This window comes from Vannielia litorea (genome assembly GCF_019801175.1).
In the GTDB taxonomy this organism is placed as follows: domain Bacteria; phylum Pseudomonadota; class Alphaproteobacteria; order Rhodobacterales; family Rhodobacteraceae; genus Vannielia; species Vannielia litorea_B.
Genome location: NZ_JAHVJR010000002.1, coordinates 550,100 through 565,677 on the forward strand (window position 1 = coordinate 550,100; position 15,578 = coordinate 565,677).

The following is a 15,578-nucleotide window of genomic DNA, read 5'->3' on the forward strand; positions in this document are numbered from 1 at the left end:
GGCAATGGCACGCAGCAAGCTCAGCACCCCGGCCCGCGCCACAGGCTTTTTGAGCTACTTCACCCGCCACAGGACGGCGGCGAACCTCGTGCTGGTGCTGATGATCGCGGCGGGCATTGCCGCCTTCCCGCGGATGCGGGCGCAGTTCTTCCCCGATATCGTGCTCGACTCGGTGCGCGTGAGTGTCACATGGGACGGCGCGGGCGCGGAGGATGTGGACAGCGGGATCGTCGCCGTGCTGGAGCCCGCGCTGCTGGCCGTGGACGGGGTGGAGGAGAGCGACAGCACCTCGCGCGAGGGCGGGGCGAGCATCCGGCTGGAGTTCGAGGCCAATTACGACATGGCGCGCGCGGCCGAAGACGTGCAGCAGGCCGTGGATGCGGTGACCAACCTGCCCGAAGAGGCCGACGACCCGGTTGTCACCCGCTCGGCGTGGCGCGACCGGGTGACCGATGTGATCATCACCGGCCCGGTCGGCGTGGAGCTGCTTGCGCGCTATGCCGACGAGTTCGTGGCCCGGCTCTTCGAGGCCGGGGTGACGCGCACCACCCTCAGGGGCGTGGCGGCGCCGGAGGTGATCATCGAGGTGCCCTCGGCACAATTGATCAACAACGATATCACCATGCGCGAGATCGCCGATGCCATCGCCGCCGAGGCCGAGGCCGACCCGGCGGGCGATGTGAGCGGCGGCGCGGCGCGGGTGCGCACGGGCGTGGCCAAGCGAAGCCCCGACCAGATTGCCGGAATTGTCCTGAAGCCCGACCTGACCATCGGTGACGTGGCGCAGATCAGGGTCGAGGGGGTGGACCGGGAGCGCACCTATTACGTGGGCCCCAACCCGGCGGTGAGCGTACGGGTCGACCGCTCGGTGCAGGGCGATGCGATCCGGATTCAGGCCACGGTGGAGGAGGTTGCCGCCGAGCTGGAGCGAACCTTGCCGGCGGGCGTGGAGATTGACCTGATCCGCACCCGCAGCGAGGCGATCGAGGGGCGGCTGAACATTCTGATCGAGAACGGGTTGATGGGCCTCGCGCTGGTACTGGGCCTGCTGTTCCTGTTCCTAAATGCGCGCACGGCCTTCTGGGTGGCGATGGGCATCCCGGTCTCGATGTTCGCGGCCATCGCGATCATGTGGGCAGCCGGGCTGACGCTGAACATGATCTCGCTGTTCGCTCTGCTGATCACCCTTGGGATCGTGGTGGACGACGCCATCGTGGTGGGTGAGCATGCCGACTTCAGGGCGCGAAGGCTGGGGGAAGGGCCGTTTCAGGCCTCGGAGAACGCGGCGATCCGCATGTTCGGCCCCGTGTTCAGCGCCACGATCACCACCGTGATCGCCTTTGCCGGGCTCACGGTGATCGAGGGGCGGTTCGGCGAGATGATTGCCGATATTCCCTTTACGGTCATCACCGTGCTCATCGCCTCGCTGGTCGAGTGCTTCGTGATCCTGCCCAATCACATGGCCCATGCCATTGCCGCCAACCAGAAGAAGGCAGCGTGGTATGATTGGCCGTCGCGGCAGTTCAACAAAGGGTTCTCATGGGTGCGCGACCATCTCTTCCGCGGGCTGATGCGGGGCGTGGTCTGGGCGCGGTATCCGGTGCTGGCGGCGGTGGTGGTTCTGCTTGCGGTGCAGGTGGGCGAACTGGTGCGTGGCAACGTGCAATGGCGGTTCTTCTCCGCGCCCGAGGAAGGCCGGGTGGAGGGCAACTTTGCCATGGCGCCGGGCGCAGACCGGGCTGACACCATTGCGCAGATGCGGATGTTTCAGGCCGCCGTGGAGAGCCTGGGCGAGAAGTACGAGGCCGAATACGGGCGCAACCCGGTGGCCTATGCGGTGGCAGAGATCGGCGGCAACACCGGGCGCGGCCTGAGCGGCGTGGACAACAAGGATGAAGACCTGCTCGGCTCCATCGCCATCGAGCTGATCGACCCCGACCTGCGGCCCTATTCCAGCTCGACCTTCGTGACCGAGTTGCAAGACAGCGTGGAGCGGCACCCGCTCTCGGAAGTCATCAGCTTTCGCGGCTGGCGCGGCGGTCCGGGCGGCGATGCGATTGACGTGCAGCTCTCGGGCGCCTCCGTGGGTCGCTTGAAAGAAGCCGCGGAGGCGCTGAAGCGGCAGCTGGCGCAATTCGGCGAAGTCTCCGCGCTGGAAGACACGCTGAGTTATGACAAGGAAGAGCTGATCCTCGACCTCACGCCGCAGGGGCAGGAGCTGGGCTTCTCGATCGACGCGTTGGGCTCGGTCCTGCGTAACCGGCTGGGCGGCATAGAGGCGGCCACCTACCCGGACGGCCCGAGGAGCGCGGCGATCCGGGTGGAACTGCCGGATCGGGAACTGACCGCAGATTTCCTCGACCGCACGATGATGCGCACACCGGAGGGCGCCTATGTGCCGCTGGCCGATATCGTGAGGGTGAGCCGCCAGACCGGCTTCTCGACCATCGACCGCGAGAACGGCATCCGGCTCGTCTCTGTTACCGGCGATCTGGACGACGGAAATGCCGCACGGGCCTCGGAGATCATGCTTCAGGTGCAGGAGGTGATCCTGCCGGGGCTGGAGGAGGAGTTCGGCGTGGCGACCCAGATGAGCGGGCTGGCCGAGCAGGAGAACGAGTTTCTCTCCGACGCGCTTCTGGGCTTCGGGGCCTGCATGATCGGGATCTACCTTGTGCTGGCGTGGATCTTCTCCAGCTGGACGCGGCCCATGCTGATCATGGCGGTCATCCCCTTTGGCCTGATCGGGGCGATCTGGGGGCACCAGATCTGGCAGTTGCCGCTGAGCATGTTCTCGGTCGTCGGGCTGATCGGGATGTCGGGGATCATCATCAACGATTCCATCGTGCTGGTGACGACGGTGGATGAATACAGCCGAGAGCGCGGGTTGTTTCCGGCGATCATCGACGGCGCTTGCGACCGGCTGCGTCCGGTGCTGCTGACCACGCTGACCACGGTGATCGGCCTCGCGCCGCTGCTGTACGAGCCGTCGAGCCAGGCGCAGTTCCTGAAGCCGACGGTGGTGACGCTGGTCTTCGGCCTCGGCTTTGGCATGGTGCTGGTGCTGCTGGTGGTGCCCTCGCTGCTGGCGATGCAGCAGGACGTGCGGCGGCAGTTTCAGGCGCTGCGCCGGGCCGGGCAGTTCAGGGGCGGCGCGCGGGGCGTGTCGGGCGTGGTGGCGCTGGTGGCGCTGGCCGTGGCGGCGTGGTTTGCCGCGACGCTGGGCTGGACGGTGGCGACAGGTGCGGTCTGGCCGGGGCTGGCGGTGCTGGTGCCGGCGACCGGGCTTTCGGCGGCCTTGGGGCTGTTTTTGGCCGGTGCGCTGGCGCTGGTGGTGCTGGGCTTTGCACTAGGGGCGCTGGCCCTGCTGGCCGTGGGTCGCAGGGCGGCGTGAGGGGCTGTTTTTCGCCGATGTGAGATGGCGATGAGTCAGGACAAGTCCCGACCTACAGTGTGATCTCTCTCTTCAGGCCGATGTTTGCGATGAAAGCCGTATCGTGGCTCGCCACCAGCAGGGCGCCGGTATAGCCGCGCAGGGCCTCTTCGAGCAGTTCCACGGTTTCTATATCGAGGTGGTTGGTCGGCTCGTCCAACAGCAGCAGGGCGGGCGGGGTGCCTCCAAGGGTTACGGCGAGCGCGGCGCGAAGCTTCTCGCCGCCGGAGAGGCGGGCGACCGGGGTTTCTGATGTCGCGCCGCGAAAGCCGTAGCGGGCGAGTAGCGCGTGCGCGGCGTTGGTTTCCATTTCAGGATGCAGGTTGCGTAGGTTGGCCAGCAGGCTGCGGGCGGGGTCGAGATCGCCCGCGTGCTGGTCGAGCGTGGCGGTGGCGGGGGTTACTGTGAGGCGGCCGGATGCCGGTTGCATCCGCCCGCGCAGGGCGGCGATCAGCGTGCTCTTGCCTGCGCCGTTCGGTCCGGTGAGCGCCACGCGCTCGCCTGCGGCGAGATGCGCGGTGATCGGGCCGAGAAGGAAATCGCCCCGCGTGATTGTGAGCGCCTCGAGCCGCAGCACGGTGGCCCCACCGCGCGTTGCCTCGGCCTCGATGGAGAGGGCGCGAGCGGGGCTGACGTGGGCTGCGGCGGCCTCCCGTGCGGCCTGTGCGGCGGCTTCGAGCCGCTCGGCGCGGCGGCGGTCGGCGCCTTGGGTCCGGCCCGCGCGGTCAGCCATCGCATCGGTGAGCACCTTGGGCTGAGAGCCGGAGGCGCGCAGCTTTTTGCCGGCCTGCGCCCGTTGTGCCGCCTTCTCGCGTGCGGCCTGAAGCTCGCGGGAGACGCGGGCTTCCTCCCGCTTGGCGCGGTCCAGCGCCTCGGCTTCGCGGTTGCGGCGGGCATCGCGCTCGGCGAGGTGAGCCTGCCAGCCGCCGCCGGTGACGTGGATGCCCTGCGGTGTGATCTCGACGACCCGGTCCATCCACTCCAGCAGCGTCCGGTCGTGGCTCGCCACCACAACGCCGCCGGGCCATGTGGCGATGATTTCGGTCACCAGTGCGCGGCCTTCAGCGTCGAGGTTGTTGGTCGGCTCGTCCATCAGCAGGATGTCGGGCGCGTCGAGCAGCAGCCGGGCGAGGCCGATGCGGGTGCGCTGGCCACCGGAGAGGGTCGCGAGGGCGCGAGAGGGATCGAGCTTGGGCAGGCCCGCGCGGGAGAGGGCATCTTCAATCCGGGCGGGCAGGTGCCAGTCGGCGTGGTCGAGATCGTCGGGTGCGGGCGTGCCGGCCTCGATCCGGGCAAGGCGGGCGAGCGGTTCGGCTTGCCCGAGGGCGGCAGCGACCGGCTGGGAGAGGTCAGGCCAGCTTTGCAGCAGCTGGCCGGCTGTCGCCTGGCGGTCGATCTGGCCGGCGGCGGGCGTGCCGGAGGCAAGCAGGGCCAGCAGGGTGCTTTTGCCCGCGCCGTTCGGCCCGACAAGGCCGGTGCGTTCGGAGCCGAAGCTCAGGGTTAGGGGCGGGGTAAGGGCGGTGCCGTCAGGTGCGGTGAGCGGGACGGCGGAGAGGGAGATGGCGGGCATGAGAGACCTCGGAGCAAAGCGCGGGAAGGGCGATGGCTGCGAGGGTATTGCTCATGACTCGGGTCTCCGTTGGATGGCAGAGAAGTAAGGGGCCTTGGCCTTTCGGTCAAGGAAAGGGGGGCAGATTGCTCAGCCTACGGGCTGGGGCAGCCTTGAATATCGATGGCGCGGCCCTCGCCCAGAAGCGTCACCCGTAGGGTCTTGCGCGAGAGCGCCATCGCCTGCCCGGTGGGGGGCACAAGGTCGGCGGAGGCCAGCAGGGTGGGGCCTTCACGGCGGGTCTCTGTTTCGGAGGCCCAGATGCGCGGATTGCCCGGCTCGATCACGGCCACGGTGCGCCCGCCGATGCGCTGCGAGGGGATGCGGGCGGTGACGCGGACGCCATCGGAGATGGGGTCAACCGCGCAGGTGACGCCCGACAGACCGGCCTCGCGAGCCGAAAGCGGGCGGGCTGAGAGCGCTGCCTCGATCGCCGGGTCGGGGCGGCCCGCGCCGGAGAGGGTGGCACTGAAGGCGAGCGAGGCGGGCACGCAGATATGTTCGCAGACCCCAAGCTCGACTTTGGCGGCCAGTTCTACCGGCGCGCCGGGCCTGGCGGGGGTGATCTCGATCGGCAGCACCAGCTCACGCTTGTAGCCGATGGTGCGCACGCCGCCTTCATCAAACACCCGCGGCGAGGGCCAGTGCAGGGTGACGCGGGCGAGGTTGCGGGAAGCGCCCCAATCGAAGCTGGGCGGGATGCCGGTTTCGCCGGGCGCGCGCCAGTAGGTCTTCCACCCCGGGGCAAGGGTCAGGCGGAGAGCGGCCATGCGGGTGCCGCGCTTGGTGGTCCAGCCGGGCAGCACCTCGGCGCGCACGACCTCGCCCGGCGTGGCACCAAAGGTGCCAGCGTGGGCGGGGGCGAGGAGGGCGGCAAGCGCGAGAGCGACGGCAAGGAGGGTTTTCATGAGCGCGGAGAATAGGCGGGGCGCCGCTCCGGTGAAATCACGTTTGGGCGAGAGCGGGCGGAGCGTGGCGGATGGGCCGCACGGGCGGCTTGCGCCGCGCCGCGGCGCATTCCATCATGGCACCATGCCCGATGCACCGACTGAAGATTTGGACCTGACCGGCAAGCTGCTGATTGCCATGCCCGGCATGGGCGATCCGCGATTCGAGCGGGCGGTGATTTACATCTGCGCCTATTCCGACGAGGCGGCGATGGGCCTGATTGTGAACCGCACCACCGAAGACCTGACCTTTCAGGACCTGCTGAAACAGCTCGACATCGCCAGCGGCATCGAGCTGGCCCCGAGCCGCGCCCGCACCCCCATTTACGTGGGCGGGCCAGTGGAGCATGGCCGAGGATTCGTGCTGCACTCGACTGATTACCGCAGCGAAGGGGCCACGCTTGAAGTGAGCCCGAGTTTTGGCATGACCGCGACTGTGGACATCCTGGAAGACATGGCGCGCGGCACCGGCCCGCGCGATGCGATTCTGGCGCTGGGCTATTCCGGCTGGGGTCCGGGGCAGCTGGAGGGGGAGATCACCCGCAATGGCTGGCTGACCTGCGATGCCACGCCAGAGATCGTCTTTGGCACGGGCAATGCCGACAAATGGACCAAGGCGCTCGATTCCCTCGGGGTCGACCCGCGCCTTCTGAGCGGCGACGCGGGCCACGCCTGAACCCCGCCCTAACACTGGCTGCGCCGTTTCGCCCGGCGCGCCGCATCTTTACCCCGGCGGGGTGTTTGCGCTATTGGCGGGATCGAAACAAAATTTCGGGAGAGACCCATGGCCGAGCACAAGCATGGCGAGATGGACATCAGCGCTCAGGAAAAGACCTTTGATGGGTTCATGAGCTTTGTCACCAAGTCGGTGGTGGTGATCCTCGTGTTCCTGGTCTTCCTCGCTCTGGTCAACGGCTGACGAGCGGCTAAACTCCCCCTGCGCGTGTAGCAGGGCGGGAGGCCGGATTTCATGAAGCATCTGTGGGTGGCGATTGTCCTGCCGCTGGTTCTGGCGGCCTGCGGCGGTGCGGAGCCTGTTTGGGCACCTGACGATCAGGTGGCGCGGGCGCGCTATAGCCACCCGGCCCCGCCGTCGCTCACCCTTGTCACCGTCATCAACAACGAGAGCGAGGCCGGTGGCCATACCGGGCTGATCGTGAACGGCAGCGAGCGGGTGATCTGGGACCCGGCCGGGAGCTTCAAGAGCGAACAGGTGCCCGAGCGCAATGACGTGGTGATCGGCGCTAACCCGCGGGTCATGGCGTTTTACATCGACTACCACGCGCGTCCGGAATGGAGGGTGATCACGCAGGAGGTGCGGGTCAGCCCCGAGGTCGCGCAACGGGCGCTGGCGCTGGTGCAGAACAACGGCGCGGTGCCCAAGGCGCAATGCGCCAAGTCGACCACAGCGATCCTGCGGCAGCTCCCCGGCTTCGGGCATGTGAAACAGACTTGGTATCCGAAGAACGTGATGGAGGATTTTGCCCGCATCCCCGGCGTGAAGACCGAGGTTTTCCGCGATCCGGTGGAGGAAGAGGGCGGCTACGTGACGCCGAACCCGGAGTTCTACCGCTGAGGCGGGATCACAGCCCCAGCGCCACGGCGCCGTAGAACACCGCCAGCCCGGCGAGCACGGCGAAGAGCAGCGATTTCATCCGCCAGCCGACGAGCACGGTGGCCGCTGCCGCAAGGAGGCGGGCCGGGTCGGTAACGCCATCGGTTGCGGCGGGCCATGCCAGCATGGGGGCCACAAGGGCGGGCAGCACGGCGAAGGGGGTGTAACGCAGGTAGCGCAGCAGGGCAGGCGGCAGCGGGCGGTCGCCGGTGAGGCCGATGAAGCTGAAGCGGATCAGGAAGGTGCCCACCGCCAGCACGGCGATGATCAGCCAGATCGGATAGTCGTTCACTGCGGGGCCCTCTGTGCGATGGCCTTCTCGACTTCGGCGCCCGCCACCATGCCGAGCATCCCGGCAGCGATGACGCCGAGCGAAAACGGCAGCCAGGCCAGCAGCAGCGAGGCGACCAGCGCGGTGAAGGCGGCGGCCATATGGGCCACGGTGCGCAGCCCCGGCGCGACGATGGCTAGAAAGGCCAGCGGAACCGCCACATCGAGCGACCAGCTTTCGGGGATCGCCTGCCCTGCCAGTGCCCCGGCCAGCGTGCCGAGATACCACATCGGCGCGACGGGGGTGATGGTGCCGAGGAAGTAGGCGACCTTGGTGGCCACATCCCACTGGGGCTTTTCTTCATACTTCAGCACCGACGCGGCATAGCTCTGATCGACCAGCAGGTAGCTGATCAGCGCCTTCTGCCACATCGGCGCGGTGCCGACGTGGGGCGCCATGGAGGCGGAATACATCGCCATCCGGGCGTTCACGGCCAGCGCGGTGGCCAGCACGATCACAGTGGGCGCGTTGTCCTGCATCAGTTGCAGCGCGGTGATCTGCGCGCCGCCTGCGATGACCAGCACCGAAAAGCCCATCACCTCGACAAGGTTTAGCCCGGCTTCCATGCCGATCACGCCGAAGATCGCGCCGAAGGGGATGACGACGATCAGGAAGGGCAGCCCGGCGCTGAAGCCGGAGACATAGGCTTTTTTCGGTGTGGTGGATGGCATTGAGGGCCTCTAGCATGAGCCGGTGTGAGGCCCGTGAAGCAGAGGATGGCAGCAAACTTGAGCACGTCAAGTAATTACCTGGTGGCTCCTGACATCGAGGCGGTGGGGCTGACCCGCCGCGTGGTCGGGCGCGACCACGAGGGACGGGAGGTGGAGATGCGGGTGGTCGAGGAGCGGCCGCTCACGATCTACCTCAACCGCACAGAGATCGTGACCGCGATGACCATAGGCGACCATCCGGAGCTGTTGGGCGTCGGCTTCCTCGCCAACCAGGGCATGTTGCGGGCGGGCGAGCTGGAGCGGGTGGATTACCACGAAGAATTGGGCGTAGTGGTGGTGCGCACGGCGGGCGAGACCGACTACGAGGCCAAGCTCTCGAAGAAGGTGCGCACCAGCGGCTGCGCGGTGGGCACCGTGTTTGGCGATATGATGGAGGGACTGGAAGGCCTTACCCTGCCGCCCGCGCGGGTGAAGGTGACCGACCTCTATGCGCTTGCGAAGGAGATCAACACGACGCCGAGCCTTTACCTTGAGGCCGGAGCGATCCACGGCACGGTGCTCTGCGAGGGCGCGCGCCCGCTCGTTTATATGGAGGACGTGGGCCGCCACAACGCGGTCGATAAGGTGGCGGGCTGGATGCTGCGCGAGGGCGCGACGGCGGGCGACAAGCTGCTCTACACCACAGGGCGGCTGACGAGCGAGATGGTGATCAAATGCGCGCTGATGGGCATTCCTGCACTCGTCAGCCGCTCGGGGTTCACCGCTTGGGGTGTGGAGATCGCGCGGCAGGTGGGGCTGACACTGGTGGGCCGGATGCGCGGCGAGCGGTTCGTCTGCCTGTCGGGAGAGGAGCGGCTGGAGTGGCCGGAATGAGCGAAATCGAATGCCGCTATCGGGTGTCTCCCGCGCTACTTGAGGCGGCTATCAACGCGGGGGCTGCGGGCAAGGGGCGAGGCCAGCGCCCGGCGTGGTGGATTCCGATGTGGGTGGCCGTGGGCGTTGCCATTGGCTTTGCGGTGGTGGCTTTAGAGAGCATGTTCGACAGCATGGTTCCGGCGCTTGCGATGGTCTTCGGCAGCGCCGGGTTTCTTGCCGGGTTGGCGCTCTGGCAGGTCACATGGAAGCAGCAGCTCCGCGGGATCTTGGCGGCACACGAGGAGGCCGCAGAGAAGGCGGGCGAAGTGGTGAGCCGTTTTGGCCCGGATGGAATAGACTCGCGCTCGGCGCTCGGGCAGAGCTTCAGCACATGGCCGGGAATTGGCGCGGTACTCGAAATCCCCGGCGGCACCGCGATCCGGATGGGCGCGACCAGCATGCCGGTGCCGGATGAGGCCTTGCCGGAGGGCATGGGCGGGCCGGAGTTTCGTGCGCGGCTGGAACGTTGGAGGGTCGCGGGATGAGCGCGTTGCCGGAGACCTTGGAATTTCACTGCAGGCTTTCGAGGGAGGAGATGAGCCGCGCAATTGCCCTTGGAGGCCGGGAAGGCTGGCCGCTTTGGGTCTTTATGCTCATCGGCTGTGGGCTGACGATCGGCATTTGCGCGATGCTCATCCACATCGACGGTTGGGGACTGCCTCCGGAGGCGGGGCTGTTCTTCGGGGTGGGTGCGGTTTTCTGGGCTGGCCTGAGCATGCTCCCGTTCGTTTGGGGCAGGCGCAGAGACCTGGAAATGGCACTTCAGTTACAGGACGGCGATGGCGGCTATACATTACGGATCGGGCCGGAAGGGATTGTGCAAACCGGGCAGCGGGTTCGGTGGCAGGGCAGTTGGGCGCTGGTTGATGAAGCTCGCGACCTCGGGAACGCGACGGGCATTTTCATGACTGGGGGCATGATCATGGTGCCGGATAAAGCCCTGCCGGAGGGCGTGAGCCCTGAGGACTTCCGGGTGCGGCTGGAGCGCTGGAGGGCGGCATGAAGGTTGCGGGTGTGATCCTTGCGGGCGGACAAGCCCGGCGGATGGGCGGCGGCGACAAGGGGCTGCTGGACCTTGGCGGGGTGAGCCTGCTGGCGCGCGTTACCCGTCGGTTGGCGCCGCAGGTCGAGGTGATGTGCCTCAATGCCAATGGCGACGCGGCGCGCTTTGATGCCTTCGGGCTGGATGTGGTTGCCGACCCGATCGAGGGCTTCGCCGGGCCGTTGGCCGGGGTGCTGGCGGGAATGCGATGGGCGGAGGCTCAGGGAGCTGACCACGTTGTGAGCGTGGCGGCAGATACACCCTTCTTTCCGGCCGATCTGGTGGAACGGTTGCAGACCGGGGCGGCCGGAACCTCACCCGTTCTGGCGGCCGTGCGCGAGGCCGGCCGGGTGCGGCGGCAGCCGACCTTCGGCTTCTGGCCGGTGGCGCTAGCCGACGATCTGGAGGCGGCGCTGGGAGATGGAGTCCGCAAGGTGGTGCAATGGACCGAGCGGCATGACGGGCGTGAGGTGGTCTTTGGGTCTTCGGACGCCTTCTTCAACGTGAACACGCCGGAAGACCTCGCCCGCGCGGAGTTAATGCTGTGAGGGTTTTCGGCGTCGTCGGGTGGAAAAACAGCGGCAAGACCGGGCTGATGGAGCGGCTGGTGACGGAGATCACCGGGCGCGGGTTCACCGTGAGCACGATCAAACATGCGCATCATGCCTTCGACCCCGATCAGGAGGGCAAGGACAGCTGGCGGCACCGCAAGGCGGGTGCGCGGGAGGTGTTGGTGGCCAGCGGTGCGCGCTGGGCGCTGATGCATGAAGGCCCGGCTCCCGACCTGGACGCGCTGCTGGCCAAGCTCGGGCCGGTCGATCTGGTGCTGGTGGAGGGTTACAAGCGCGAGCGCCACAAGCGGATCGAGGCGCACAGGGCGGCGACCGGGGCAGGCTTGCTGGCGCTGGAGGATGACGGGATTGTCGCGGTGGCCAGCGACGTGGCGGTGGACGTTGGTGTACCGGTGTTCGATCTCGACGACACGGGCGGGATTGCGAATTTCGTGCTGCGGGAGGTCGAGCTTGCGCCGAAGGCCGAGGAAGCCGCGACCTACGGGGACGGTGATGTTTGACACCTTCGTCATGGTGGATTGGTCGGGTGGCACAGACACCGGAGCCAAGCGGCGAAAGGATGCGATCTGGATCGGTGTGGCGCGGCGGGGCGAGGCGGCGACGGCGGAGTATATGCGCAACCGGGAGGTGGCCGAGGACGCCTTGGGCCGCCTGCTGGCCGAGGAGATGGCGCAGGGCCGGCGGGTGATGGCGGGCTTCGACTTTCCGTTCGGCTACCCGGCGGGGTTTGCGAGGGCGGTCTGCGGGCAGGACGACCCGCTGGCGCTTTGGGACTGGATCGAGGCGCGGATCGAGGACCGGGGCGGCGAGAGCAACCGGTTTGACCTTGCCGGGGAGGTGAACCGGGCCGTGGGCGGCGGGGCCGGGCCGTTCTGGGGGAACGGGCTGAAGCGCGATATCGAGGGCCTGCCAAGGCGGAAGGACAGGTATCTCAACGACTTCCCGGAGCGGCGGGAGGTGGAGCGGCTGGCCAAGGGGGCCTTCACCTGCTGGCAGATGAGCGGGGCCGGGTCGGTCGGCTCTCAGGTGCTCACCGGGCTGCCGGTGCTGGCCCGGCTGCGGCGGAAGCTGGGGGCGAAGGTTTGGCCGTTCGAGCCGCTGGACGGCGCGCCGGTGGCGCTGGTGGAGATATGGCCCTCACTGGTGCTGCCGCCGAGGGCGACGCGTGACGAGATCCCCGACCGCGAGCAGGTCCTGCGGGTGGCGGAGCGGCTGGCAGCGATGGCGCCGGAAGAGCTGGGAACGATGCTGGATGTGCAGGCGCCGGAAGCGGGATGGATCCTGGGCGTTTTGCCGGATGGCAGCACAAGTCCCGCCCTGCGCGGGTTGCAGCCGCCCGCGCTGAGGGACGACTGCTTTGCTTTGCCTGCGGGCGTGGACTGGGTGCCGGTGGAGGAGGCGCAGGCGCGGCTCAGGGCTTCGCTTAGCGCGGCGGTTGGCACCGAGACAGTGCCGGTGGGCGCGGCGGCGGGCCGGATCGTGGCGGCGCAGGTGCGGGCGGAGCGGGCCAACCCACCGGGCGCGAATGCGGCGGTGGACGGTTGGGGCTTTGCCCACGGCGAGCTGCCCGCGCCGGATGCGGGCGGGCGGATCGAGATGCCGGTGGCCGAGGGCCGCGCGGCGGCGGGTGCGCCGTTTGACGGGGTGGTGCCCGCAGGCAAGGCGCTCCGGATCCTGACCGGGGCGCTCCTGCCAGAAGGCGTCGATACCGTGGTGCTCGACGAAGACGTGGTGACGGACGGCGCGCGCGTGGCCTTTGACCGGATGCCGAAGCCGCGTGCCAACACCCGCAAGGCCGGAGAGGATGTGGCGGCGCAGGATGTGCTATTCGAGCCCGGCCACAGGCTCCGTGCGCCAGATGTGGCGCTGATCGCGGCCACGGGCGTGGCAGAGGTGCAGGCGGCGGGGCGGCTCCGGGTGGGCGTGCTCTCGACAGGCGATGAGATCGTGGAGCCGGGCGCGGCGGAAGGGGTGCATCAGACCCATGACGCCAACCGCCCGATGCTGCTGGCGATGGCGCAGGGCTGGGGGCATGAGGCGGTGGACCTTGGCCGCGTGGGCGATGACCGCGACGCGCTGCGGGCGGCGCTGACGGGCGCGGGCGTGGATGTGATCCTGACCTCGGGGGGCGCCTCGGCGGGAGATGAAGACCATCTTTCGGCCCTGCTACGCGAGGAAGGCGACCTGACCGCATGGCGCATCGCGCTCAAACCTGGCCGCCCGCTGGCGCTGGGCCGTTGGCAGGGCGTGCCGCTCTTCGGCCTGCCGGGCAACCCGGTGGCGGCGCTGGTGACGGCGGCGCTCTTTGCCCGCCCGGCGCTGGAAGTGCTCGCAGGCGGGCACTGGCTGGAGCCGGAGGGCTTTGCCGTGCCGGCGGCGTTCGAGAAGCGCAAGAAGCCGGGCCGGCGGGAATACTTGCGCGCCCGAATGGGGCCGGAGGGCGTGGAGGTGTTCGCCTCCGAGGGCTCGGGGCGGATCAGCGGGCTCAGCTGGGCCGGAGGGCTGGTCGAGTTGCCGGACGGGGCGCTTGAGGTGAAACGGGGCGATCCGGTGCGGTTCATCCCCTATGCCGCGCTCGGCCTCTGATGCAGATCCGGCCTGGCTTCGATGAGGCGCAGAGGGCCGAGGTGGCGCGGCTGTTCTGGGGTGCGTTCCGAGGCAAGCTGGGGCGCATCCTTTGGCCCGAGCGCAAGGCGCTGGGGTTCATCGAGCAGATCGTGCAGCCGGGGTTTGCGATTTGCGCGGTCGAGAACGGGGCGCTGCTGGGTGTTGCCGGTTACAAAACCCCAGAGGGCGGTTTCATGGCTGGGGACTTCGCCGATATGGCGCGGCATTACGGTTGGTTTGGTGCAGCGTGGCGCGGGCCGCTGCTGGAGCTGTTCGAGCGGGAGCTGGTGGCCGGGAAGTTGCTGATGGACGGGATCTTCGTGGCCGAACGCGCCCGCGGGAAGGGCGTGGGCACGGCGCTGATCGGAGCGATCAAGGCAGAGGCGGCGCGGCGCGGTTGCGGAGAGGTGCGCCTCGATGTGGTGGACGGCAACGACAGGGCGCGGGCGCTGTACGAGCGCTGCGGCTTCGAGGCACGGGGCGAGGTGCGGGCTGGCGTGCTCGCCCCGGTTCTGGGCTTCCGGCAGGCGGTGACGATGGTGGCGCAGGTGGACGGTGCGCCATGACTACGCACGGTAGGGTGTTTCGCAAGCGCGCGGGGCGGTTTAGACGGCCCGCATGACTTTCGACGTGATCATATTGGGCGCAGGCGGCGCGGGGCTGATGGCGGCGGCCACCGCCGGGCAGGCCGGCGCGCGGGTGCTGCTGCTGGACCATGCCGAGAAGGCCGGCAAGAAGATCCTGATCTCGGGTGGCGGGCGCTGCAACTTTACCAACCTCGGGATCGAGCCGGGGTGTTACCTCTCGGAGAATCCGCATTTCGCCAAGTCCGCGCTGAGCCGTTACACGCAGTGGGATTTCATCGATCTCGTGGATCGCTATGGCATCGCGTGGCACGAGAAGACGCTGGGCCAGCTCTTTTGCGATGGCTCCGCGCGCCAGATCGTGGCGATGCTGGAGGCGGAATGTACGAAGGGCGGCGTCGAGATCCGGCTGGGTGTGAGCGGCACGGCGGTGAGGCACAGGGACGGGTATTTCGAGGTCGCCGGCGCGCGCGCGCCGAGGCTGATCGTGGCCACCGGCGGCCCGTCGATCCCGAAGATGGGGGCGACAGGGCGCGCCTATGAGATCGCCCGGCAGTTCGGACTGGAAATTGTGGAACCGCGCCCTGCGCTGGTGCCTTTCACCCTGCCGGAGCGCGACCGTCTCTTCACCACCATTGCGGGCGTGGCGGTGCCTTCGGTCGCGACGGTGAACGGGGTTTCCTTCGAAGAGGCCACGCTGTTCACCCACCGGGGTCTTTCGGGCCCGGCGATCTTGCAGGTGTCGAGTTACTGGCAGCCGGGTGATGCGGTACGGTTGAACCTGCTGCCAGGCGCGCTGGAGCACCTGAAGGCGGCGCGGGCGAAGGCGCCGAGGGCCGGGCTGAAGGCGGCGCTTTCGGAGCATCTGCCTGCACGGCTCGCGGAGGCGCTGGCGGAGCGGGTCGGACTTGCGACGGAGATGGGCAATGCGCCGGACCGGGAGCTGGAGCGGGCGGCGGGCTTGCTGGAAGCGCTCGAAGTCTGGCCTGACGGCACCGAGGGTTATGCCAAGGCGGAGGTTACGGCAGGGGGCGTTTCGACTGCCGAACTTTCGAGCAAGACGATGGAAGCGAAGAAGGTGCCGGGCCTATACTTTGTGGGCGAGGCCGTGGATGTGACCGGCTGGCTCGGCGGCTACAACTTTCAGTGGGCTTGGGCCAGCGGCGTGGCTGCCGGGCAGGCGGTGGCCGGGCTGTAGGAGGGGCAGGGCAAGTCCGGCCCCACGGGTTGCAACGACGGTTCTTGTGATTCA

16 protein-coding genes are annotated in these 15,578 nt (G+C 68.3%); 12 read left to right on the forward strand and 4 right to left on the reverse strand.

Translation table 11 applies throughout. The annotated features are described in order from the left end of the window. Positions 1–4 precede the first annotated feature (4 nt). Entirely contained in the window at positions 5–3,394 is a 3,390-nt protein-coding gene (locus KUV38_RS18065; protein WP_222471578.1) for an efflux RND transporter permease subunit, read from the forward strand. Between the two features lie 52 nt (positions 3,395–3,446). Here the strand turns inward: KUV38_RS18065 and KUV38_RS18070 are convergent, their stop codons facing one another. Together KUV38_RS18070 and KUV38_RS18075 are read right to left on the reverse strand one after the other, a co-directional pair. Then, positions 3,447–5,003, reverse strand: coding sequence for an ABC-F family ATP-binding cassette domain-containing protein (locus tag KUV38_RS18070; protein WP_222471579.1), 1,557 nt, complete (start codon positions 5,001–5,003; stop codon positions 3,447–3,449). A gap of 134 nt (positions 5,004–5,137) precedes the next feature. Next, on the reverse strand, positions 5,138–5,950 hold the full coding sequence (locus KUV38_RS18075) for a protein-disulfide reductase DsbD domain-containing protein (protein ID WP_222471580.1): 813 nt from the start codon (positions 5,948–5,950) through the stop codon (positions 5,138–5,140). A 124-nt stretch (positions 5,951–6,074) separates the two neighbouring features. On the opposite strand from KUV38_RS18075, the gene KUV38_RS18080 reads away from it, so the two are divergent. The 3 genes from KUV38_RS18080 to KUV38_RS18090 all read left to right on the forward strand — a co-directional run bounded on the left by KUV38_RS18080 (position 6,075) and on the right by KUV38_RS18090 (position 7,565). Beyond that, a complete protein-coding gene (locus KUV38_RS18080) occupies positions 6,075–6,665 on the forward strand; it encodes a YqgE/AlgH family protein (RefSeq protein ID WP_222471581.1) in 591 nt (196 codons plus the stop codon). A gap of 108 nt (positions 6,666–6,773) precedes the next feature. Continuing rightward, positions 6,774–6,908 carry an aa3-type cytochrome c oxidase subunit IV gene (locus KUV38_RS18085; protein WP_222471582.1) on the forward strand — a complete coding sequence of 45 codons (135 nt, stop codon included), beginning with the start codon at positions 6,774–6,776 and terminating at the stop codon, positions 6,906–6,908. Positions 6,909–6,959: 51 nt separating this feature from the next. Beyond that, entirely contained in the window at positions 6,960–7,565 is a 606-nt protein-coding gene (locus KUV38_RS18090) for a hypothetical protein (RefSeq protein WP_222471583.1), read from the forward strand. Between the two features lie 7 nt (positions 7,566–7,572). On the opposite strand, the gene KUV38_RS18095 is transcribed toward KUV38_RS18090, so the two are convergent. Together KUV38_RS18095 and KUV38_RS18100 are read right to left on the reverse strand one after the other, a co-directional pair. Beyond that, positions 7,573–7,896 (reverse strand): AzlD domain-containing protein, encoded by a 324-nt coding sequence (locus KUV38_RS18095; RefSeq protein ID WP_222471584.1) that lies wholly within the window; start codon positions 7,894–7,896, stop codon positions 7,573–7,575. Beyond that, the gene (locus tag KUV38_RS18100; protein WP_222471585.1) at positions 7,893–8,606 is read right to left on the reverse strand and encodes an AzlC family ABC transporter permease; all 714 of its coding nucleotides are present in this window, start codon (positions 8,604–8,606) and stop codon (positions 7,893–7,895) included. The genes KUV38_RS18095 and KUV38_RS18100 overlap by 4 nt, the downstream gene beginning before the upstream one ends. 45 nt (positions 8,607–8,651) lie before the next feature. Between KUV38_RS18100 and KUV38_RS18105 the strand changes: the two genes are divergently transcribed. Genes KUV38_RS18105 through KUV38_RS18140 form a run of 8 tightly spaced genes read left to right on the forward strand, consistent with a single transcriptional unit; the run spans position 8,652 to position 15,524 of the window. Beyond that, the gene (locus KUV38_RS18105) at positions 8,652–9,479 is read left to right on the forward strand and encodes a formate dehydrogenase accessory sulfurtransferase FdhD (protein WP_222471586.1); all 828 of its coding nucleotides are present in this window, start codon (positions 8,652–8,654) and stop codon (positions 9,477–9,479) included. Further along, positions 9,476–10,006 (forward strand): hypothetical protein, encoded by a 531-nt coding sequence (locus tag KUV38_RS18110; protein ID WP_222471587.1) that lies wholly within the window; start codon positions 9,476–9,478, stop codon positions 10,004–10,006. The genes KUV38_RS18105 and KUV38_RS18110 overlap by 4 nt, the downstream gene beginning before the upstream one ends. A 50-nt stretch (positions 10,007–10,056) precedes the next feature. Then, positions 10,057–10,524, forward strand: coding sequence for a hypothetical protein (locus tag KUV38_RS18115; RefSeq protein ID WP_222471588.1), 468 nt, complete (start codon positions 10,057–10,059; stop codon positions 10,522–10,524). Beyond that, entirely contained in the window at positions 10,521–11,111 is a 591-nt protein-coding gene (gene mobA, locus KUV38_RS18120) for a molybdenum cofactor guanylyltransferase MobA (protein WP_222471589.1), read from the forward strand. Before KUV38_RS18115 ends, mobA begins: the two co-directional genes overlap by 4 nt. Continuing rightward, a complete protein-coding gene (gene mobB, locus KUV38_RS18125; protein WP_222471590.1) occupies positions 11,108–11,635 on the forward strand; it encodes a molybdopterin-guanine dinucleotide biosynthesis protein B in 528 nt (175 codons plus the stop codon). The genes mobA and mobB overlap by 4 nt, the downstream gene beginning before the upstream one ends. Beyond that, the gene (locus KUV38_RS18130; RefSeq protein WP_222471591.1) at positions 11,628–13,721 is read left to right on the forward strand and encodes a molybdopterin-binding protein; all 2,094 of its coding nucleotides are present in this window, start codon (positions 11,628–11,630) and stop codon (positions 13,719–13,721) included. Before mobB ends, KUV38_RS18130 begins: the two co-directional genes overlap by 8 nt. Then, the gene (locus tag KUV38_RS18135) at positions 13,721–14,308 is read left to right on the forward strand and encodes a GNAT family N-acetyltransferase (RefSeq protein ID WP_222471592.1); all 588 of its coding nucleotides are present in this window, start codon (positions 13,721–13,723) and stop codon (positions 14,306–14,308) included. Before KUV38_RS18130 ends, KUV38_RS18135 begins: the two co-directional genes overlap by 1 nt. Positions 14,309–14,360: 52 nt before the next feature. Beyond that, complete coding sequence (locus KUV38_RS18140) at positions 14,361–15,524, forward strand: NAD(P)/FAD-dependent oxidoreductase (RefSeq protein ID WP_222471593.1); 1,164 nt, start codon at positions 14,361–14,363, stop codon at positions 15,522–15,524. The last annotated feature ends 54 nt before the right edge of the window (positions 15,525–15,578 follow it).

Coding starts and splice junctions, on each gene's coding strand:
- KUV38_RS18065 (WP_222471578.1), top strand. CDS start 5: ATGGCACGCAGCAAGCTCAGCACCCCGGCCCGCGCCACAGGCTTTTTG.
- KUV38_RS18140 (WP_222471593.1), top strand. CDS start 14,361: ATGACTTTCGACGTGATCATATTGGGCGCAGGCGGCGCGGGGCTGATG.
- KUV38_RS18100 (WP_222471585.1), bottom strand. CDS start 8,606: ATGCCATCCACCACACCGAAAAAAGCCTATGTCTCCGGCTTCAGCGCC.
- KUV38_RS18115 (WP_222471588.1), top strand. CDS start 10,057: ATGAGCCGCGCAATTGCCCTTGGAGGCCGGGAAGGCTGGCCGCTTTGG.
- KUV38_RS18075 (WP_222471580.1), bottom strand. CDS start 5,950: ATGAAAACCCTCCTTGCCGTCGCTCTCGCGCTTGCCGCCCTCCTCGCC.
- KUV38_RS18090 (WP_222471583.1), top strand. CDS start 6,960: ATGAAGCATCTGTGGGTGGCGATTGTCCTGCCGCTGGTTCTGGCGGCC.
- KUV38_RS18130 (WP_222471591.1), top strand. CDS start 11,628: ATGTTTGACACCTTCGTCATGGTGGATTGGTCGGGTGGCACAGACACC.
- KUV38_RS18080 (WP_222471581.1), top strand. CDS start 6,075: ATGCCCGATGCACCGACTGAAGATTTGGACCTGACCGGCAAGCTGCTG.
- KUV38_RS18085 (WP_222471582.1), top strand. CDS start 6,774: ATGGCCGAGCACAAGCATGGCGAGATGGACATCAGCGCTCAGGAAAAG.
- KUV38_RS18105 (WP_222471586.1), top strand. CDS start 8,652: ATGGCAGCAAACTTGAGCACGTCAAGTAATTACCTGGTGGCTCCTGAC.
- KUV38_RS18135 (WP_222471592.1), top strand. CDS start 13,721: ATGCAGATCCGGCCTGGCTTCGATGAGGCGCAGAGGGCCGAGGTGGCG.
- KUV38_RS18070 (WP_222471579.1), bottom strand. CDS start 5,003: ATGCCCGCCATCTCCCTCTCCGCCGTCCCGCTCACCGCACCTGACGGC.
- KUV38_RS18110 (WP_222471587.1), top strand. CDS start 9,476: ATGAGCGAAATCGAATGCCGCTATCGGGTGTCTCCCGCGCTACTTGAG.
- mobA (WP_222471589.1), top strand. CDS start 10,521: ATGAAGGTTGCGGGTGTGATCCTTGCGGGCGGACAAGCCCGGCGGATG.